This is a genomic window from Aestuariibacter sp. A3R04 (genome assembly GCF_018860805.1).
Taxonomy (GTDB): Bacteria; Pseudomonadota; Gammaproteobacteria; order Enterobacterales; family Alteromonadaceae; genus Alteromonas.
In genome coordinates this window covers 224-19474 of record NZ_JAHKQR010000017.1, presented here as the reverse complement: position 1 = coordinate 19474, position 19251 = coordinate 224, and the positions used below count along the sequence as shown (strand labels likewise).

Sequence of the window (19251 nt, the reverse complement as noted above, 5' to 3'; positions counted from 1 at the left end):
CAGAGCCAGAGCCAGAGCCAAAACAATCCTTGTTTAATCGTTTAAAGGCGAGTTTGTCGCGAACCAAAGCCAATTTGGGCAGCGGGATTGTCAGCCTGTTTAAGGGCAAAGCCATTGACGATGATTTGTATGAAGAACTCGAGACCCAATTGCTTGTGGCAGATGTGGGCATGGATACCACCCAGAAAATAATCGACAAGCTCACTGACAGTGCTAAGCGCTCCCAATTAAAAGATGCTGAAGCGCTGCTGGATATTCTCAAGCAGCAAATGCGGGATATGCTCAAGCAGGTTCAGCGTCCGTTGGCTGATGACATGGCGCAGCACGATACGCAGAATGGTCCGTATGTCATTCTTATGGTTGGTGTAAATGGTGTGGGGAAAACTACCACCATAGGCAAACTGGCCAAGCAGTTTCAACAGCAAGGTAAGAAAGTCATGCTGGCTGCTGGCGATACTTTCCGCGCAGCGGCTGTGGAACAACTGCAAGTGTGGGGAGAGCGAAACAACATACCGGTTATTGCCCAGCCCACAGGCTCAGACAGTGCTTCGGTATTGTATGACGCCCTTGAAGCAGCCAAATCCCGCGGTACGGATATTCTGATTGCCGACACCGCAGGGCGCTTGCAGAACAAAAATAACCTTATGGAAGAGCTTAAAAAAGTCGTTCGTGTGATGAAAAAACTCAACCCGGATGCGCCCCATGAAGTCATGTTGACGTTAGACGCCGGTACCGGGCAAAACGCTGTGAGTCAGGCAAAACTGTTTAATGAAGCTGTGGGTCTCACCGGTTTGACACTGACGAAGCTCGACGGTACTGCCAAAGGTGGCGTTATCTTTTCTATTGCTGATCAATTCGGTATTCCAATTCGGTATATTGGGGTCGGTGAGGGAATTGATGATCTGCGCACCTTCAATGGCGATGAGTTTATCGATGCGCTTTTCAGTGAGACTGAAAACGATTAGTGTAGGCGTTTCTCTTTATTCATCGTTGCGGGAAAACAGATGATCAAATTTGAGCAGGTCAGTAAAACCTACCCGGGTGGTCAGCGGGCTCTGTCGAAAGTGAGCTTTCACATTGAGCCCGGTGAAATGGCATTTCTTACTGGCCACTCCGGCGCAGGGAAAAGTACACTGCTCAAACTCATCAGTATTATGGAGCGTCCCAGTGTGGGAAAGGTACTGATCAACGGTCACGATCTCAACAACATAAAGCGTCGTCAAATTGCTTATATTCGCCGTGACATCGGCATGATTTTCCAAAGTCCCCGGTTGCTCGATTCGAAAACCGTGTTTGATAATGTGGCATTACCTCTTATTATCGAAGGTTACACCCGCAAGGAAACGGCCAAGCGGGTTCACGCCGCGTTGGATATGGTGGGCTTACGTGACAAAGCCCGCAGCATGCCAATGATGCTGTCAGGGGGAGAAGCCCAGCGCGTCGGTATAGCGAGAGCTGTGGTGAATAAACCCCCGCTTTTATTGGCTGACGAACCCACGGGAAATTTAGACCCCAAGTTATCCATGGAAATCATTCGTCTATTTGAAGATTTCAACCAAGCCGGGGTTTCTGTATTTGTGGCGACCCACGATTTGGGCCTGATTGCCCGAATGAAGTACCGCACGTTGACGCTGAGAAACGGGCAAATGATTACCGACGGCCTATCGGCTGAAGATGAGGAGGCCTGGCAATGAGTATTCTGTTTAAAGGTCGTTCCAAGGGAGCCAGTGATACGCGGGTTGGCTATCTACAAATGCTCAGTGCGTTTTTTATCAGTCATTTGCGTCAGGCTTTGGGCAGTTTAGGGGAGTTGTGGCGTCAGCCGGCGGCATCGCTGATGACAATTGCCGTGTTGGGCTTGAGTATTACGCTGCCCAGTACACTGTATATTTTAGTAAAAAATACAGAGAAGATTAGTGCTGGTTGGGACCAGGCCTCGGAAATTTCACTGTTTCTGAAAGAGGACACGTCAGCAGCAAGGGCACAGCAACTCATAGCCAGGCTTAACACCTGGCCGGAGATTGACGCCGTTACTTTTATTCCCTCAGACGATGCGTTGAAAGAGTTTCAGCATTTATCAGGCCTTGGCGATGCCATTGCCTACCTTGAATCAAATCCCTTGCCAGACGTTGTTCTGGTGTCGCCCTCAGAAAAGCATGCCAGCCCTACAGCGGCTGGAATCTTGCTCGAAAAGTTGAAAGATCAGCGCGAGGTTGATATTGGTAAACTGGATATCGAGTGGCTCGAACGTCTGTATGCTTTGCTGGACATAGCCAGAGAGTTGGTATCATTAATTGGCGTACTGTTGTTTGTCTCTGTGGTGCTGATTATTGGTAACACTATCAGGCTCAATATTCTCAGCAAGCGCGATGAAATTATTGTGATGAAGTTAGTGGGGGCCACCGACGCGTTTATTCACAGACCGTTCATGTACACCGGTTTCTGGTACGGTCTGCTCGGCGGATTAATCGCGTGGTTTGCAGTTATTTTGATCCTGTGGTGGATGGACTCCAGTATTCAGGCTTTCGCCAGTCTGTATCAAAAAGAGTTTAATATTACAGGGCTGTCTGGTAATGCATTGCTACTGATGCTGGGGCTGTCCATTTTATTAGGGTTGGTTGGTTCCATGATTTCCGTTCAGCGGCACGTCAGAGACATAGAGCCCCAGTAGCTATCCGTTTTCCAACGTGCAAAGGCGGCGGTTTGCGGTTGGTGTTTACTACCTGATTACAGGCCTTGGAAAATAGGCTGAAATGGTTGAACGTACGCCATTGCCCCACTGAATGGCCTGATTATAAAGGGCGTGCAGGCGTTTTTGATCAATATCCAATATTTTCGCCTGTTTAATTATATTCATCCACAAGGCCCCTTCGAAGGCTCTGGTCAGTGCCACGTAGCTGTTAAACTCGTCAGTTTTCCCTAGTAATGCATCGTTTACAGTGTCGCTGAGAGGGAGTTGCTTGAGCACATCGGGCATGTCCTGATCGAGCAAAGCATCAAGCATGGAAAATAATCCTACCAAAAAGCCAATGGGAGGGTCGGTATTTATGCCGCGCTGCTGGGATAATAAATCAAAAAATTTAGCCCGTACTAACGACATGTGGATGAGCTCCAGGGGTTTGTCGTCTCCGAGATTTGCCAGCGACAACAAGGCGATAAATTTCTTAATTTCCACTTCACCCATGTAGGTTAGCGCGTGCTTTAGCGACGTAATTTTGTAGCGCTTGTTCACCGTTGGATTGTTAATGAATTTCAGTAACAGGAAGCTTAGTGCTGCGTCTCGCTCAATAATTTGATTGATGCGGTTAATGCTAAAGTCGCCGCGAGCACTTTCACCCATCAAATCAACTAAATTCATTTTGGAGGCTGGTAAGTGTCGCTGAATACGCACTTCAGGGGTGGAGAAGAAGTAACCCTGAAAGAGGTCAAAACCCAGTGAGCGACAACTATCAAAATCTTCGTGCGTATTTACTTGCTCTGCCACCAGGCTGATATTGGCATCGAGGTAGCGGGGGATATTGCGCTCAATTAAATCGTATTTAGTTCTGGTAACATCTACCTTTAAGATATCAATAAGCGGAAAAATATCATGGCTTCCACTTACCATTAATGGATCGTCGACGGCAATTTTAAACCCCAGAGCTTTAATGTGTGCGCAGGCCTCCTGCAGCCCCGCTGTTGCCCTCATGGGTTCATTGAGTTGTACAACGACCAGGTCAGGATCCAGAGATGTGGGAAACCGGGAAATCAGTGTATCCGGATTGAAGTGGATAAAAGATTTTTTGTCGCCCGAAATATCGTCGAGTCCCAACGGATGGAAATGCTGTGCAATGTACTGGGCTTTTTCTGGTTCTAGCTCTGGATATGCGCCTCCTTTCCCATCGCGAAATTGCAGCTCGTAAGCGAAAACATCCTTTTCGCGATCGAGTATAGGCTGGCGAGCGATAAATGCGAACATACGTTCTGATATTCCCTTCAACTGGTGTTATGTACTTTCATGGCAGGTGCGACGCACAAGCCGCCGTATCAAACCTGTCATATAGTGTACTGTATCTCAAGGTTAATTGATTATCCATGTATTGAGATTAGTTTGCTCTTATACTTTTAGTGCTATTGCTGAATTCCGCCTTCAATGGCTTTGGCCCATTTCATCGCTTCGTTGTAAAAACCATGAATAAGCTGTTGTTTCACATTGTGTTTTTCTGAAAATCCTCTGACTGCTCCCCACCGCGCTATCTCCATTTGTTTAGCCAGAACCAGGCAATCGCGCAATTTACCACTCTTTCCGCACAAAGCGTCTTTCACCGATTCATCAATGGGTACCTTGGCGAGAAGTTCGGTCATGGGTTGATGCATCATTGCATCGAGGAGTGAAAGCAGGCCGGTAAGAAAGCCGGTGGGAGGGTTTTCCTGTTCGTGAAGGGTGATAGAAAGCAACTCGCAAAATTTGGCGCGTACAAGCGCCAACTGCAGTAATTCACTGGGGTTTCTGTCGTTGAGATTGGCCAGTGCCACCAAAGAAATAAATTTCTTAACTTCCACTTCGCCCAGATATGTCAGGGCGTGCTTTAGGGATTTAATTTGATATCGCTTGTTGTGAAGGGGGGTGTTGATAAAACGCAGCAACAGATAAGTGAGCGACACGTCTCTTTCAATTGCACTGTTTACCTTATCAAAATCAAAGCTACGTCCACTGCTAACGCTCATGAGTTCTAGCATGGTAAGTTTTGACACCCGTACGTCTTTGTGACGGACAATTTCCGGTTTTGCTAAAAAATAGCCCTGAAAGTAGTCAAAGCCCAAGTCACGGAAGCGCTCGAACTCCTCATATGTCTCCACCTTTTCTGCAACCAGCTTTACTTTATGTGCTTTCATTTCCGGCAGTAATGCGCGTATACGCGCTTCGGACATTTCCTGAACATCAAATTTCACCACGTTCACGAAAGGCAGGAAGGGGCGCCACTTTTCATCGGCATCAAAATCGTCTAAGGCGAGGGGATACCCCAGCCCACGAATGTGTTTACACGCTTTTATTAGCGCTTCATCCACCTCAACACCCTCCAGAATTTCAATGACGACTTTACTGGCATCCAGTGACGTGGGAAAGCGGTACATCAGGCTTTCCCGGTGGAAATTAATAAACGCGATCTTGCCTCCGGTAATTTCGTCCAACCCCACGGAGAGGTGAGTGGAGGTGAGTATTTTGGACGTCGCTTCGTCGGGGTTGATGTCTGGGAAGCAGTTTTTGTCGCCATCGCGAAAAAGCAATTCATAAGCGTAAACGTCTAAGTTCACGTCGAATATCGGTTGTCTCGCTACGTATGCAAACATGTCGACCTCCCTATGAGCATGTGCAATTTCCGGTCTGAACTAATCACTTTGATTAAGCCGTAGGCGCAGAGGTAACTGAACACGAGGTTCTCCCGCACGGCCCGTGGATTAGTTAAACGGTAACCTTGTTACGTTGAACAGCAGTGTATATTGTTATGAACAGTCTAAACTGAATTTCGTCTCTGATGGTAGTGTCTTTGTCGCCCTGGTGAAACTTTTTATAGAAAATCAGGTCTTGATCTTTAGAAAAGAGTCACTATATTTCCTACTTGGATTTATCTGCTGACGGTTTAGGACTCGTAAGGCATGCTGAACTTTGATAAAATAGCGTGCTTAGCAAATTGAGGTGAATATGAGCAATAACATGCAATCTATGGCCCTTTCGGTGCCCCACAGCGGTAGTATTGAAGGCTACATTCAGGCTGTGAGTAGTATTGACATGCTCTCGGCTGATGAAGAACGCAACCTGGCTATCCGCCTTCGCGAAGACGGTGATCTCGAGTCTGCGAGAAAACTGGTAATGTCTCACCTGCGTTTCGTTGTGCATATTGCCAAATCTTATTCCGGATATGGTTTGCCACAGGCTGATTTAATTCAGGAAGGCAATATCGGTCTGATGAAAGCTGTTAAAAGGTTTGATCCTACCGTGGGCGTTCGCTTAGTGTCTTTTGCCGTACATTGGATTAAAGCTGAGATTCACGAGTTTGTGCTGAAAAATTGGCGCATCGTGAAAGTGGCGACTACAAAAGCACAACGGAAACTTTTCTTTAATCTGCGCAAAGCCAAAAAGCGCCTTGGGTGGTTTACCCACGAAGAAGTGCAGACCGTTGCGAATGAGCTTGGTGTTAGCACCAAAGAAGTATTGCAAATGGAAGCGCGTATGAGCAGCCAGGACCAGGCCTTCGATTTGAGTGCGGACGATGATGAAAGCGGTAGTTTCGCGCCGGTACAGTTTTTAGAGGATAAAACGACTGACGTCGAAATGGACGTGATAAACAACGATTGGGATGCCAATGCTTCCAAACGTTTATATTCTGCCATTAAAACCCTTGATGAACGTTCACAGGACATCATTGAAACTCGCTGGTTGGCAGATAATAAGATCACTTTGCAGGATCTTGCCGATAAATATCAAGTCTCAGCTGAGCGTGTACGTCAAATAGAAAAGAACGCGATGAAAAAACTCCAGGCTGCAATGACTGCCTAAGGAGTAAGTATCATAAAAAAAGCGCCACACGGCGCTTTTTTTGTATCACTCTTCTTCGTCTTGCTTTTGTTGCGGGGGTAAAACCCAGAATATCCCTTTGAATTCGGCGACAGGAGTATCGTCGTCAAGAATGTCGACCTGAAGCGTAAAGCTACACTTTTTTCTTTTTTCTAAGGGCGCGAACTTTCCGCTCAAATTCTCTCTGTGGCAAACTGCTCGGGGCTTCATGGTAATAGGTTTGTGATAGTGAATGTCACCGTCACCAAGCACGATATCACCGCATAGTTGACGTTCTTTCAATTGAAGAAATATCATCCCCCAGCCTGTTAATGTAGCAAGAGAAAAAATACTGCCGGCAAACATAGTACCGTGAATATTGATGTTTTTATTCAAAGATGCCCGGGTTTCAAATGAGCGACCTGTGTATTGGTGTAGTTTTATTCCCATGTGTTCTGTAATGGGTATGGTTTCGCTCCAGGTGTTTTGAAGTTCTTTGCACCACTTAGGGTGCAACATGACGATGCTTGGGTCGGTTAGTTTTTTAACCATTTGCTGACGTTTGAGCATGCCAAGTTCATTGGGAGCTTCCCGCTCAATAACAAACCCACAAGAACTGAAAAAAGCGATGGAGGTTTCACGGCTGTTAGTCACTGCGCGAATAGCCCCAAGTTCTCGGGCAACGCCTTCCAAGGCACCTAAAATCATTTGCCCAAGCCCCCGCCGTTGATAATCGGCGTGAACAGCGATGTGGCGAATTTGCGCTTCCTCCGCGGTATTCAGATGCACGCGACCCGCAGCGACGATGTCACCCTGTCCGTTAACGATAACACGGTGCTCAGCGACCAGTTCATATTCGTCTTTCTCTGATCCCGGAGGAAAGTTCCACGGTTGACGAAGGTATGTCCATCGAAAGGTAAAGTACCTTTCTAATTCATCTTCTGTTTTTGGAGTGGCTACTCTAAACACGATACGCGCGCCTTGTGCTATTGCATTGACCACCATTTAAACCTATCGGACGTACCTTCCACAAGGGCAATCCGAAAAAGTCTGTAATTACGCCGGTGCAAGTGTTTGTTTGAGGTGGTTTTTGATACAAAGAAAAAAGAATAATACACATTAAAACAGACTGTTATACCTGAAAGTGGAACGTTACTGGCCCGTCGTTGACCAACGATACTTTCATATTTGCACCAAATTGGCCGGTGCTAACTTTCAGCCCCTTTTGTCGAAGTCGTTGAACAAATTGCTGGTATATTGCCTCGCCATGGGCGGGTGAAGCGCCTTTGGAAAAACCGGGGCGGTTTCCTTTTTGCGTATCGGCCACCAAGGTAAACTGCGACACGACCAATATCTCCCCTTCAACCTGCTGAATATTGAGGTTCATTTTATCGTTTTCATCGGCAAACATCCTGTAGCTAACAAGCTTGTTCGCCAGCTTCTCAATTTCAGCATCGCTATCGTCTTTTTCAATACCCAGTAACACAAGCATTCCCCGGGCTATATGACTTATTACTTCTCCCTCTACCGTTACTGACGCGTCAGTAACCCGTTGTACCAAACCTATCACTGTTGCTTTTCCTTTAAAAATTTAGACATATCACGAGTGGCGCGACAAAGGGCCAGGCCAATGCCGGGTTCAGACGTACTGTGGCCGGCTTCCTGTACAATCTGTAAGGTGCTGTTTCGCAGCGCCGTATGCAGTGTATACGCCCCTTTCGTGCTACAAATAACATCGTACCGACCGTGAACTATGGTAGTGGGGATATGACTAATTTTTTCAATGTTCTCGAGTATATATCCTTCTGGAATGAAACACTGATTGGCCAAATAGTGGCATTCCAGTTTGGCAAGACTGGTCATAAGGTTAATGGGATAATGACAAGTAACATCACCGGTACCGGGGGGCAGGGAGACCTTGGATAAACGCTCTTCCCATACATACCAGCGCTTTAGCGCGTCCATACGCTGAACCTCGTCTGCGGACTCAAAACACTTTTGGTAGTGTTCGCATACACTTTTGGTGGTGAAAGGCGGCGTAAGCCCCTGAGTAAATGTTGCGTAATGGTCAGGGAATAATGTGGCAGCTGCGCCGTTTTCTGACAAAAACCAGTCGCGATCGGATTGCCTGGCTAAGAAAACACCACGTAAAATCATGCCAGTCACAGATTGAGGCTCGGCAATGGCTGCGAGTAGGGCCAGGGTTGCCCCCCAGGAGCCGCCAAATAACAGCCATTGGTGAATACCCAATTGCTTGCGGAGCAGTGAAATGTCCCCAAGACTATGTTGAGTGGTGTTATTGTCCAGCGAACCGAAGGGTTTAGAGCGGCCACAACCCCGTTGGTCGAAACCAATAATTCTATAACGGTTGGCATCGAAAAAGCGGCGATAGCCGGTTGCAAGGCCTGCTCCTGGGCCCCCGTGTAAATAAAGCACGGGAAAACCGTCGGGATTGCCGCTTTCCTCGAAGTACAAACAGTGGCCATCCGGCGTCTCCAAATACCCACTGCTGTAACATCCTATGTCAGGGTAGAGTCGTTTCATTTTGTTTCGGCGCGTTGTGTCACTGGTTTTTTTAGTTTAGTTTAGCTACTAAAGCACATAATGACACAACATGCGAGGAAGTTTATATGGCAGGTCAGGGTTCAGGTGGTAACGTAATTGCAGCAATCTGCAACTTTTTTATTCCAGGGCTGGGGCATCTTGTCCAAGGGCGGATTTTAGGTGCACTGGTGTTTTTTGTAATCTGTGCGGCCTGTTATGGCCTAGCGGCGACGGTCATATTTTTCTTTCTTTGGCCGGTGGGTGCCATTTTTCACCTGTGGGCCATTATTGATGCAGCGCGATATCGCGGGGCTGGGGGGTAGGCCATGGCAGACGCAATGAAAACGGGTTTGTTGGCTATTGCCACTTGTCTGCTACTAAGCGGTTGCCAGTCTGCTTATTACTCAGCTTGGGAAAAGCTGGGCGTAGAGAAAAGGGATATCCTGGTAGACAGGGTGGAGAATGCGAAAGAGTCTCAGGAAGAGGCTCAGGCGCAGTTTGCAGATGCGTTGGAGGAGTTCAGCGCGCTCATCAATTTTGATGGTGGTGAGCTAGAAGATGTCTACGACGAGCTCAATGGCGAATTTTTGGACAGTCAGGCTGCGGCTCAAGATGTTACCGACCGGATAGACAAAGTAGAAAGTGTTGCTGAGGCGTTGTTTGCTGAATGGGAAGACGAACTGGAAAAATACGACAGTGCGACGCTCAAGCGTTCCAGTGAGCAAAAGTTACGTTCAACCCGTCGTCAGTACAGCAGTATGATAAAAGCCATGAGAAAAGCGGAAAGCCGGATGGATCCTATTCTCACAGCGTTGCAGGACAACGTGCTTTATCTCAAACACAACCTGAATGCCAATGCCATCGGCGCCTTAGATGGTGAACTGAAAGCGATCCAACAGGATGTGGCAAGGCTGATGTCAGAAATGAAAGCTGCAGTGGCGGAATCAGACGCGTTTATCCGCACCATGAGAAACTAATGCAAAAAGGGCCGCTGGCCCTTTTCTATTCTTTAGCGACTTTGCGCGGCGCCTCTGTAGTCCGGGTATCGCCGAATGCATCTTCAAGACTACAGGTAAATTCTGCGCCAATCAGTACGACCATCCAGGATACATACACCCACAAAAACAGAATGGGCAGCACGGCCAGTGCACCATAGATAACCTGATAGGAAGTAAAGTTTGTAATGTATAACGCAAAGCCTTTTTTGGTGAATTCAAAAAAGAGGGTAGCAACCAGGGCTCCAATTAAGGCATGTGAGTAGCGCACCCGGCGATTTGGGACTAACAGATACAAAATAACGAATGCTAATAGTGCGGCAAAGCTGGGTACAAGCTTTAGCATAAAGGTGCCGGCACCAGGTGTATACTCTTCTGCAAATTCTGCCACACCGACCAGGTATGAGCTGATTGCCACGCTCGACCCCATTAACATTGGCCCCAAAGTAATCACCATCCAGTAAATGGCAAACGTGTAAATTATCGGGCGTTCGCTTTGGGTTCGCCAAATGCGGTTGAGGGTTTTGTCCACATTTGAAATCAGCAGCAGGGCCACCACCAATAATGACAAAATACCCACAGCGCCCATCTCGGAGGCATTGGAGACGAAGTCCGACATGTACTGGTGAACGACATCACCGGCGGTGGGCACGAAATTGGAGAAGACAAATTGCTCCAGCTTGCTGCGCACAGAAGCAAAGGCGGGGAAGGCCGACATGACGGTGAAGGTTACCATGATGAACGGCACCAACGAGAGCAGGGTAACGTACGCCAGATGTCCGGCGGAAATGGTAATGTTATCTTGTCGGCATCGCTGCAAAAATATGTGAAAAAAGGCAATTAGCCCCGGTAGTTTTTCCTTTATGCCCTTTACCCAGCGGTTTTCTGTCAAAACAGACTCCTAAAAATAAACCAACTTCTGCTGGAACAGTGTACTGGCTCACTTGCGCTGGGCAAAATGCTTTTTTGGGGTTACAAAGGCTAGCCCGCTCGTACACCCAGTAAGTGACAGATAGCATAACTGAGTTCACAGCGGTTTAGAGTATAGAAGTGGAAGTGCTTCACACCTTCTTTAGCAAGTACTTTTACCTGCTCCATGGCTATGTTGGCACCAATTAGGTTGCGGGTGGCCTGATCATCAGCATCAAGACCTTCGTACATTTTGTGAAGCCAGCCCGGCACGTGCACGTTGGTGAAGCCTGCAAACTTAAGAAGGGTTTGATAATTAGTTACAGGCAGGATCCCGGGTACGATATCTAAATCAATACCCGCTGCGGCTGCTCGATCGCGAAATCTCAGGTACACACTGGTATCGAAGAAAAACTGGGTGATAGCTTCAGATGCCCCTGCCTCTGCTTTGCGTTTAAGATTGAGCAAATCGAACTGGGTATTGGGTGCCTCAGGGTGTTTTTCAGGATAAGCAGCCACAGAAATGTCAAAATCGGCCACATCTTTGAGTAAAGTAACTAAATCTGAAGCGTACATTTCTGTTTTATCAACGCCGGGGGGGAGGTCGCCGCGCAATGCAACAATACGGCGGATCCCTGAATCCCAGTACTCCTGTGCAATGTCTTTTAGTTCTTCGCGGCTGGCATCAACACAGGTAAGATGGGGGGCGGCCTGCACACCTGTTTGTTGTTGAATGCGCTTTACCACGTCATGGGTACGATCCCGCTCACCACTGTTGGCACCGTAAGTGACCGACATGTAAGAGGGTTTTAACGGGGCCAGGCGTTCTACTGATTTCCACAGCGTTTGCTCCATTTTTTCCGAGTTAGGCGGAAAAAACTCAAAAGATACATCGATGTCTCGCAGTTCAGACAGCGATTGATTTAATGCATCTATACCCTGTGCATAGGAAACCATTTTAGCTTACTCTCATGTATGGACGTTTAGACGTCTAAACTAAATAATATATGTCTGGACGTCAAGAGGTTTACACGGCTTAATTGACCTTTTCGCTACATTGTTTAGAATTTCCGCTCATAATATAAAATAACAGACAGTTTGAGAGTCAAAAATGGCAGAATGGAACGGTAAGTATATTCACCCTTATGCAGAACACGGGAAGAAGAGTGAGCAGGTTAAAAAAGTTACCGTCTCTATTCCAATCAATGTGTTAAAAGTGCTTACTGATGAACGAACGCGCCGACAAATTAACAATCTGCGCCACGCGACGAATTCAGAGCTACTTTGTGAAGCCTTTTTACACGCGTTTACCGGGCAACCTCTTCCCAATGACGACGACCTTCGCAAAGACAACCCTAATCGGGTACCCGCGGAGGCGCGAAAAATGATGGAAGAGATGGGCCTTGACCCTAGTGTAGACAACGAAGAAGCGTAAAGACAAAAAAGCCAGCAATTTTTTGCTGGCTTTTTTTCAAGTAGCTCAACGGTAGGACGGTGGCAAGGTTTCAATACCTGCAACACCAGAGTCAATCGCGGCTTGGGCGACGGCCCTGGCAATGCGTTGCCTGAGTCTCGGATCCATGGGTTTGGGAATGATGTAGTCTTTTCCAAACGTCAGACTTTGGGATTTACTGGCTGTGAGCACTTCCTCAGGCACGGGCTCTTTGGAAACTGAGCGCAGTGCCTCAACAGCAGCAACTTTCATTTCATCGTTTATTGCTGAAGCCCGAACATCCAGTGCGCCACGGAAAATAAATGGGAAGCAGAGCACATTGTTGACCTGGTTGGGGTAGTCTGAACGACCAGTGGCCATGATGAGATCGTTGCGCACTTCGTGGGCCAGCTCAGGTTTAATTTCCGGGTCAGGGTTGGAGCAGGCGAAGACAACGGGATTAGGAGCCATTAACGCCAAAGCTTCCGGTGGTAGTACATCGGGGCCAGAAACCCCAACAAAAATATCGGCTCCATCCATGACATCTTCCAACGTGCGCTTATCCGTATTGTTGGCAAATAGTTTCTTGTGCTCGGTTAAATCTTCCCGACGTGTGTGAATAACGCCCTTGCGGTCGAGCATGTAGATTTTTTCTCGCTGTGCGCCACATTTGATCAGCAGTTCCATACAAGCAACAGCAGCGGCGCCTGCACCCATACACACGATTTTCGCATCTTCAATTTCCTTGCCCTGGATTTCCAGAGCGTTAAGCATGCCGGCAGCAGTAACGATAGCCGTGCCGTGCTGATCGTCGTGAAAAACCGGAATTTTACAACGTTTGACTAATTCCTGCTCAATTTCAAAGCATTCGGGCGCTTTAATGTCTTCCAGGTTTATTCCACCAAAAGTGTCGGCTATATTCGCCACGGTATTAATGAATTCTTCGGTGGTTCTGTGCTTCACCTCAATATCGATGGCATCAAGGCCGGCAAAACGCTTAAAGAGTAGGGCTTTACCTTCCATCACGGGTTTTGATGCCAACGGTCCCAGGTTACCTAAACCCAGAATGGCTGTGCCGTTACTGATAACAGCAACCATATTGCCTTTGGCAGTGTATCGGTACGCAGCATCAGGGTCTTCAGCAATTTCTCTCACCGGCTCTGCAACGCCCGGACTATAAGCGAGTGCTAAATCATCTACGCTATCTGCGGGAGTCGACAGCTCTACTTTAATTTTGCCCGGAGTAGGGTACTCGTGATAATCCAGGGCGCGTTGTCGAAAATCTGACATTCTTTGGTGTGTCCTTATCGGGGTTGTTTCTGTAAACAATGGATTGTTAGCACTGTACTAATGTGTTTTTTTATTTATGGGGTACAGGCTTTAGCCAATGTAACACAACAATTTTCGCTGTACATATCTGATCAGGCGCTAATAGACAACTGCTGATGCAAAGCCCAATCAACGATGGTGACAACACTACTCTAGAGATAAATGGCACACAACACAAAGGGTGAATAGTAATGATCGGTATTTATTGTATTTATGTTTTTATATCTGTGTATCTGTCAATATTATAATGCTGAAAGAAGGTGTTCATCCGGTTTTGGGAGTTGTTCCATAGCGTGCGGTAAACATGGCAACGGTCTGCTCGACGATCATCGCTATTTCCTTGTCATCAGGAATATCGAATTGGTACAAATTAGGGTAGAAAATAAACGACTTTAACTGGTAGATAAACTGCTTGGCGGCAAAGGGGATATCGTGAATGATCAGGCTTTCGGCATTAACTGCATCTCGCAGAAATTCATCTAAGAAAGCAGCACATCCCATTTTGTTAGCCGTGAGTTTTTGCGCCAATGCTGGTTGCTGAAGCATATGCATAAACGCGACACGGGCGACCTTCAAGAGTGGAACGGAGGTTAAAAACGCCGCTTCCTGTTGGGCAATCGCATGCAGTTGTGTTTCAACGGGGAACGCCGGATCGTAAGTGATAACATGGCCGGTTCTCAGTTGATTTTGTAAGCGCAGGAGAATGGCGTGAAATAACGCATCTTTCGTTTCAAAATGATTGTACAGCGTGCGCTTCGATACCTTCGCTTCCTGCGCCACCAAATCCATGCTGGTATTCTCCATACCTTGCTCGAAAAACAGATTCTCCGCAGCTTGTAGTATTGATAGTTTTTTTTGTTCGCTTAACTTCATCATCGTCTCCTATCCCCAATTAGTGTAACGGGTTCTAACAAAAAGTGAACTGCATGGTTTACTTTCTTTCCACATTAAGTAAACTAAACGGTGTAGTTTACTTTTGGGGTGATCATGAAAACGATATGTTGGGTGGTCCTCGGTTTTGTTTTGTTCATATTGCTCGGGGGTATCATTGTGAATAGTCAGTTGGTGGCTGAAGGATTTAATAGTGTTCAGCGGGGAGCGCTTACTCAAGCTCCTAAAGAAAAAGGCCGGTTTGTTAATACATCCCCGGTTTCTCCTAATGGCTTGTTTAAAATGCTCGGTGTAATGAGCCGGTATATTACTGAACCACAAGTGGACAAAGTTCCTGAGGCGCAAATTCCTGTCGTTGAGTTAAACCGATCAGTGCTGGCGGCACTGGCGAACGACACTATTCACGTGGTGAAATTGGGCCATTCTTCTGTATTAATGAAAGTTCATGGCGAATACTGGTTATTTGACCCGGTGTTTTGCCAACGGGCTTCGCCTTTTAGCTTTGTTGGGCCGAAGCGTTTCCACCCTTCGCCTATTAGTGTTGACGCCCTGCCTGATATCGATAAAGTGTTTATTTCCCACAATCATTATGATCATCTGGATAAAAAGGCGATTAAGGCCCTAGCCGCGAAAACAGCAAGGTTCTATGTGCCACTGGGGGTGGATAATTCACTGGTCGAGTGGGGCGTGGGGCATGACAGAATTGCTTCCTTTGACTGGTGGCAGGAAGAGATCACGTCTGTTGGCATGGTGGCATTTACTCCGAGTCGCCATTTTTCAGGGCGAGGATTAACTGATGCTAATACGACCCTGTGGGGTTCGTGGGTAGTGAAAGCGTCATCAGGCGCTGTGTATTTCAGCGGCGATTCCGGCTACTTCGATGGCTTTACAACAATTGGTGAGCGCTATGGCCCTTTTGATGTCACGCTGATTGAAACCGGGGCTTACGACAAGGATTGGCCGGATATTCACATGTTGCCCGAAGAGAGTGTTAAAGCACATATCGATTTGCAAGGGAAAGTGATGATCCCGGTTCACAATGGTACATTCGATTTGGCTTTTCACAGTTGGTATGAACCGATGGAACGGGCTGTGGCTAGCGCTCAGAAGTCCGGGGTAGCACTGAGTACACCTGTGTTTGGTGACATCGTTTCTCTGGCATCTCCCATGCGGGAAAAACGCTGGTGGCGGGAAGTGCTGGAGTAGTTAGGCTGAATTAAAAAAAGCGCCGTAAAGGCGCTTTTTTTGTTTGGTGAGGACTTATTTTTTGCCCAGAGCACCAAAGCGTTTCTTGAAGCGATCAACACGACCACCGGTATCAACGTTACGTTGCTTACCAGTATAGAAAGGGTGGCAGTTTGAACATACGTCAAGGTTGATGTCTTTGCCCAACGTAGAACGTACTTTGATCACATTACCGCAAGAACACGTTGCAGTAATTTCTTTGTATTCAGGGTGGATACCTTGTTTCATGGGTTACCTCATTATTAAGGCCGTATCGCTATCCAGCCCGAAGCTGAACACCATACGCAACTATATTCAAATGCAAGACACAACTGGCCTTGCCGTAAAGAGCGGCGCATATTAATGTATGACGCCCGTTTGATCAAGAACGATGAACAAAAAAACGCAGAAAAAATAGTCAGGCAGTGTCCGCCAGGCCAGCGTTTATGATGGAAAACCGATGATTTTTGTAGAAGTGGCGGTGCCAGTGCCGTTACGGCAGGTATTTACTTATCAGTGTGAGCAACTTCCGGAGCCAGGCTGTCGCGTTGCTGTGCCTTTTGGCAACCGGCAGTTAGTAGGTATGGTTTTGGGGCCTGCAGAAACGCCGAATGATACCAGCAAAATTAAATTCGTCACTGACGTTATCGACCGTACCCCGCTGTTAAACGATACCATGCTCAGACTCTGTCACTGGTTATCTCAGTATTACTTGCATCCTATCGGTGAGGTAATTCACACGGCTTTACCCGTACTTTTGCGCAAAGGGGGATCAGCTGAGCCTGTAGAGGAAAAGTGGTGGCAGCCTGTTGGCGACATCGACGTGCATTTAGGTGCGCTAAAACGCTCCAAGCGCCAGGCAGAATGTTTACAACTCGTTGCCACCGAAGCATTGCGAGACAGCGAGTTGAAGACGGTGTTTTCCAGCACTGTGATACGTGAATTGGAGAAAAAGGGGTTTATTGCCCCCGATTATCGCAAGCCATCGTTGCAGCCAGCATTGTGGCTTGAACATTTTGCAGTGGGGAGCAAACCCTTACCGGATAGAGAGCAAAGTGTAGCGATTACGGCAATCAGTCAGGCGCGAGGACAATTCGCTCCTTTCTTGCTGGAAGGTGTTACGGGTAGCGGTAAAACAGAAGTTTATCTGCAGGCAATAGAAGATGTGCTGGCAGAAGGTAAGCAGGTATTGATCCTGGTGCCCGAAATAGGATTGACACCACAGACGGTGTCACGTTTCGCCCAACGCTTCGGGATTGACGTTGGGGTTTTGCATTCCCAGTTGAACGACAAAGATCGTTTAGCCGTGTGGCAACGCGCCCGGGCAGGTGAACTGGGTATTGTTATCGGTACCCGCTCGGCTATTTTTACCCCGTTAAGATTCCCCGGTATGATCATTGTGGATGAAGAGCACGATGAGTCATTTAAACAGCAGGACGGATTGCGCTATCACGCCCGCGATCTCGCCGTAATGCGGGCGAATAGTGAAAATGTGCCTTTGGTATTGGGCAGCGCTACGCCATCCCTTGAATCGCTGAACAATGCGCTAGCGAACAAGTATGGGCATTTGCATCTCACTCAGCGTGCTGGTGGCGCATCAAAGACCCTCCAACAGCTTCTCGACGTGCGTGATCAACGCATGCAATTCGGGTTGGCCGACGGCATGATTAACATTATGCGACAGCACCTTGCTATGGGTAATCAAGTGTTGGTATTTGTCAACAGGCGGGGATACGCCCCTGCGCTGCTTTGTCACCATTGTGGTCATTCTGTTGATTGTCATCGTTGCGAGCGCCCCTTTACTGTGCACCGTTCACAACACCGTTTACAATGCCACCATTGCGGTGCTGTGAAGCCCGTTCCTGCGCGCTGTGAACAGTGTGGAGAAACCAGTTTGATGACTGCGGGAGTTGGCACAGAGCAAATCGAAGAAGGACTCAGTCAGTTATTTCCCGACAAAAAGCAGATACGAATTGACAGTGATTCTGTCAGGGGAAAAGACAAGCTGCAACGAATGCTGAGTGATGTGAACGCCCAAAAATATCAACTCTTGGTGGGCACACAGATTTTATCAAAAGGGCACCACTTTCCCCATGTAACCCTTGTAGTCATCATGGATTGTGACGGCGCATTGTTCAGTGCCGATTTCCGTGCCAGCGAAAAGCTTGCCCAACTGGTGACACAACTGGCAGGCCGGGCAGGACGAGCCAGTAAACCCGGAGAAATGTGGCTGCAAACTCACAATCCGGGACATCCTTTGCTTCAGGACCTTATTCACAATGGTTATGACCATTTCGCTCGCCAACTACTGGATGAGCGTCAACTAGCCGGGTTGCCTCCGTATCAATCGCAAGCGGTTGTCAGGGCTGAAGCCGCGAACGGTGAATTGGCCTGGTCGTTTTTACAACAGGCGCGCCAGTTATTGTGCCATGACGCTGTGAGAACCCATGGCCCTCTTCCGTGCCTGATAGAAAAACGTCAGGGAAGGTTTAGATTTATGCTGGTTATGCAATCGACGCAAAGGAATGCCATAAACGCGCAGCTTCGTCATGCTTTGCCCAATATTACGGCTATGCCATTGGCATCGAAAGTACGCTGGTCGGTTGATGTGGATCCCTCCGACTTTAGTTAATTTCTTGTCGTTTGCCCAAGATTACGGCAGCAATATGAGATAAAAAACGCTACACTGCCACAATAATAAGGCGGTGTTGAGGCAGGCAGAAATCTGTTGCAACTCGCGATAATGAAAAACGTCAATTAGTATTTAATGGGGTTAGTTGCGACTTATGGCTCAGCGTGATTATGTTTCTCGTGGACGTTCGTCAACGAATAAAAAAAAGCAATCGAACAAACGCCAGTCTTCAGGGCCAGAAATGCAAAAGGGTAAAATCTGGGCACGCTTGGTGGTGGTGATTATTGCTATTTTGCTACTCATTTATTTTCTCTTCTCCATTAAAGATAACGTAGATGAAACAGCTGACGCGCCTATGGCTCCTTTACCACAACTGACTGAGGAAGAAGAGCTGCCAGAGCTGCCTGAAGAGGAATGGGATTACATCAAAACCTTGCCTGGCTACGAAGTAGAAGTTGAAGTGGCGGAGCAGCAAAAGTCAGACAAGCTCTATTTGTTGCAGTGCGGTTCGTTTAGAACCAGAGCCCAAGCTGAAGAAATGAAAGCTAAAATTGCATTTCAGGGGTTGGAAGCACAAGTTAGAGCCACCACTGGTTCTAATGGCGAATGGTTCCGTGTCATTATGGGGCCACTGCAAACCAAACGCGATGCAGAAAGGGCAAGACACAGCCTGCGAAAAGTGAATATTACTACGTGTATGATTCTCTACTGGAATCTTTAGTGCTTTGTCACGCCGCAGTTAAGCTTTCACCGCCTCTGC

The 19251-nt window shown here is 47.5% G+C and carries 20 protein-coding genes; 10 read left to right on the top strand and 10 right to left on the bottom strand.

Annotated elements, in window-relative coordinates:
• From ftsY to ftsX, 3 genes are all read left to right on the top strand, one after another.
• On the top strand, window positions 1-965 hold a 965-nt coding region (ftsY, locus tag KO518_RS18985; RefSeq protein WP_252736323.1), incomplete at its 5' end, for a signal recognition particle-docking protein FtsY.
• Window positions 966-1004: 39 nt separating this feature from the next.
• Complete coding sequence (gene ftsE / locus KO518_RS18980; protein WP_216027445.1) at window positions 1005-1694, top strand: cell division ATP-binding protein FtsE; 690 nt, start codon at window positions 1005-1007, stop codon at window positions 1692-1694.
• Window positions 1691-2671 carry a permease-like cell division protein FtsX gene (gene ftsX / locus KO518_RS18975; RefSeq protein ID WP_216027444.1) on the top strand — a complete coding sequence of 327 codons (981 nt, stop codon included), beginning with the start codon at window positions 1691-1693 and terminating at the stop codon, window positions 2669-2671. The genes ftsE and ftsX overlap by 4 nt, the downstream gene beginning before the upstream one ends.
• 48 nt (window positions 2672-2719) lie before the next feature.
• On the opposite strand, the gene KO518_RS18970 is transcribed toward ftsX, so the two are convergent.
• Entirely contained in the window at window positions 2720-3958 is a 1239-nt protein-coding gene (locus KO518_RS18970) for an EAL and HDOD domain-containing protein (RefSeq protein ID WP_216027443.1), read from the bottom strand.
• A 152-nt stretch (window positions 3959-4110) separates the two neighbouring features.
• On the bottom strand, window positions 4111-5331 hold the full coding sequence (locus KO518_RS18965; protein WP_216027442.1) for an EAL and HDOD domain-containing protein: 1221 nt from the start codon (window positions 5329-5331) through the stop codon (window positions 4111-4113).
• Between the two features lie 352 nt (window positions 5332-5683).
• Between KO518_RS18965 and rpoH the strand changes: the two genes are divergently transcribed.
• Window positions 5684-6538, top strand: a complete 855-nt coding sequence (rpoH, locus tag KO518_RS18960) for an RNA polymerase sigma factor RpoH (protein ID WP_216027441.1) — start codon at window positions 5684-5686, stop codon at window positions 6536-6538.
• 45 nt (window positions 6539-6583) lie between these two features.
• Here the strand turns inward: rpoH and KO518_RS18955 are convergent, their stop codons facing one another.
• From KO518_RS18955 to pip, 3 genes are all read right to left on the bottom strand, one after another.
• Window positions 6584-7504 carry a bifunctional GNAT family N-acetyltransferase/hotdog fold thioesterase gene (locus KO518_RS18955; protein WP_216027440.1) on the bottom strand — a complete coding sequence of 307 codons (921 nt, stop codon included), beginning with the start codon at window positions 7502-7504 and terminating at the stop codon, window positions 6584-6586.
• Between the two features lie 163 nt (window positions 7505-7667).
• Window positions 7668-8105, bottom strand: coding sequence for a D-aminoacyl-tRNA deacylase (gene dtd, locus KO518_RS18950; RefSeq protein WP_216027439.1), 438 nt, complete (start codon window positions 8103-8105; stop codon window positions 7668-7670).
• Window positions 8102-9079: a prolyl aminopeptidase gene (gene pip / locus KO518_RS18945; protein WP_216027438.1), complete on the bottom strand. Its 978-nt coding sequence runs from the start codon at window positions 9077-9079 to the stop codon at window positions 8102-8104. Before pip ends, dtd begins: the two co-directional genes overlap by 4 nt.
• 86 nt (window positions 9080-9165) lie before the next feature.
• On the opposite strand from pip, the gene KO518_RS18940 reads away from it, so the two are divergent.
• Together KO518_RS18940 and KO518_RS18935 are read left to right on the top strand one after the other, a co-directional pair.
• A complete protein-coding gene (locus KO518_RS18940) occupies window positions 9166-9402 on the top strand; it encodes a hypothetical protein (protein ID WP_216027437.1) in 237 nt (78 codons plus the stop codon).
• Window positions 9403-9417: 15 nt separating this feature from the next.
• Complete coding sequence (locus KO518_RS18935) at window positions 9418-10056, top strand: DUF2959 domain-containing protein (protein WP_216027466.1); 639 nt, start codon at window positions 9418-9420, stop codon at window positions 10054-10056.
• Window positions 10057-10081: 25 nt separating this feature from the next.
• Here KO518_RS18935 and KO518_RS18930 read toward each other — a convergent pair whose 3' ends face one another.
• Window positions 10082-10966 carry a virulence factor BrkB family protein gene (locus KO518_RS18930; protein ID WP_216027436.1) on the bottom strand — a complete coding sequence of 295 codons (885 nt, stop codon included), beginning with the start codon at window positions 10964-10966 and terminating at the stop codon, window positions 10082-10084.
• An 89-nt stretch (window positions 10967-11055) separates the two neighbouring features.
• Window positions 11056-11940 carry a methylenetetrahydrofolate reductase gene (metF, locus tag KO518_RS18925; RefSeq protein WP_216027435.1) on the bottom strand — a complete coding sequence of 295 codons (885 nt, stop codon included), beginning with the start codon at window positions 11938-11940 and terminating at the stop codon, window positions 11056-11058.
• A 154-nt stretch (window positions 11941-12094) separates the two neighbouring features.
• Here metF and metJ point away from each other — a divergent pair, with 154 nt between their 5' ends.
• Complete coding sequence (metJ, locus tag KO518_RS18920) at window positions 12095-12418, top strand: met regulon transcriptional regulator MetJ (protein ID WP_216027434.1); 324 nt, start codon at window positions 12095-12097, stop codon at window positions 12416-12418.
• A 45-nt stretch (window positions 12419-12463) separates the two neighbouring features.
• Here metJ and KO518_RS18915 read toward each other — a convergent pair whose 3' ends face one another.
• Window positions 12464-13705, bottom strand: coding sequence for a malic enzyme-like NAD(P)-binding protein (locus KO518_RS18915; RefSeq protein ID WP_216027433.1), 1242 nt, complete (start codon window positions 13703-13705; stop codon window positions 12464-12466).
• Between the two features lie 303 nt (window positions 13706-14008).
• Window positions 14009-14620, bottom strand: coding sequence for a TetR/AcrR family transcriptional regulator (locus KO518_RS18910; protein WP_371742370.1), 612 nt, complete (start codon window positions 14618-14620; stop codon window positions 14009-14011).
• Window positions 14621-14731: 111 nt separating this feature from the next.
• Here KO518_RS18910 and KO518_RS18905 point away from each other — a divergent pair, with 111 nt between their 5' ends.
• The gene (locus KO518_RS18905; protein WP_216027432.1) at window positions 14732-15841 is read left to right on the top strand and encodes an MBL fold metallo-hydrolase; all 1110 of its coding nucleotides are present in this window, start codon (window positions 14732-14734) and stop codon (window positions 15839-15841) included.
• Window positions 15842-15895: 54 nt separating this feature from the next.
• Here KO518_RS18905 and rpmE read toward each other — a convergent pair whose 3' ends face one another.
• Complete coding sequence (rpmE, locus tag KO518_RS18900) at window positions 15896-16108, bottom strand: 50S ribosomal protein L31 (protein WP_216027431.1); 213 nt, start codon at window positions 16106-16108, stop codon at window positions 15896-15898.
• Between the two features lie 211 nt (window positions 16109-16319).
• On the opposite strand from rpmE, the gene priA reads away from it, so the two are divergent.
• Entirely contained in the window at window positions 16320-18491 is a 2172-nt protein-coding gene (gene priA / locus KO518_RS18895) for a primosomal protein N' (RefSeq protein ID WP_216027430.1), read from the top strand.
• Between the two features lie 154 nt (window positions 18492-18645).
• Window positions 18646-19212, top strand: coding sequence for an SPOR domain-containing protein (locus KO518_RS18890; RefSeq protein WP_216027429.1), 567 nt, complete (start codon window positions 18646-18648; stop codon window positions 19210-19212).
• Window positions 19213-19251: the final 39 nt, after the last annotated feature.

What these genes read in the sequence shown, in the direction of transcription:
- rpoH (WP_216027441.1), top strand. Translation starts at nt 5,684, where the DNA reads ATGAGCAATAACATGCAATCTATGGCCCTTTCGGTGCCCCACAGCGGT.
- rpmE (WP_216027431.1), bottom strand. Translation starts at nt 16,108, where the DNA reads ATGAAACAAGGTATCCACCCTGAATACAAAGAAATTACTGCAACGTGT.
- KO518_RS18935 (WP_216027466.1), top strand. Translation starts at nt 9,418, where the DNA reads ATGAAAACGGGTTTGTTGGCTATTGCCACTTGTCTGCTACTAAGCGGT.
- metF (WP_216027435.1), bottom strand. Translation starts at nt 11,940, where the DNA reads ATGGTTTCCTATGCACAGGGTATAGATGCATTAAATCAATCGCTGTCT.
- ftsE (WP_216027445.1), top strand. Translation starts at nt 1,005, where the DNA reads ATGATCAAATTTGAGCAGGTCAGTAAAACCTACCCGGGTGGTCAGCGG.
- KO518_RS18890 (WP_216027429.1), top strand. Translation starts at nt 18,646, where the DNA reads ATGGCTCAGCGTGATTATGTTTCTCGTGGACGTTCGTCAACGAATAAA.
- KO518_RS18970 (WP_216027443.1), bottom strand. Translation starts at nt 3,958, where the DNA reads ATGTTCGCATTTATCGCTCGCCAGCCTATACTCGATCGCGAAAAGGAT.
- KO518_RS18910 (WP_371742370.1), bottom strand. Translation starts at nt 14,620, where the DNA reads ATGATGAAGTTAAGCGAACAAAAAAAACTATCAATACTACAAGCTGCG.
- ftsX (WP_216027444.1), top strand. Translation starts at nt 1,691, where the DNA reads ATGAGTATTCTGTTTAAAGGTCGTTCCAAGGGAGCCAGTGATACGCGG.
- KO518_RS18965 (WP_216027442.1), bottom strand. Translation starts at nt 5,331, where the DNA reads ATGTTTGCATACGTAGCGAGACAACCGATATTCGACGTGAACTTAGAC.
- KO518_RS18915 (WP_216027433.1), bottom strand. Translation starts at nt 13,705, where the DNA reads ATGTCAGATTTTCGACAACGCGCCCTGGATTATCACGAGTACCCTACT.
- priA (WP_216027430.1), top strand. Translation starts at nt 16,320, where the DNA reads ATGATTTTTGTAGAAGTGGCGGTGCCAGTGCCGTTACGGCAGGTATTT.
- KO518_RS18905 (WP_216027432.1), top strand. Translation starts at nt 14,732, where the DNA reads ATGAAAACGATATGTTGGGTGGTCCTCGGTTTTGTTTTGTTCATATTG.
- KO518_RS18940 (WP_216027437.1), top strand. Translation starts at nt 9,166, where the DNA reads ATGGCAGGTCAGGGTTCAGGTGGTAACGTAATTGCAGCAATCTGCAAC.
- metJ (WP_216027434.1), top strand. Translation starts at nt 12,095, where the DNA reads ATGGCAGAATGGAACGGTAAGTATATTCACCCTTATGCAGAACACGGG.
- pip (WP_216027438.1), bottom strand. Translation starts at nt 9,079, where the DNA reads ATGAAACGACTCTACCCTGACATAGGATGTTACAGCAGTGGGTATTTG.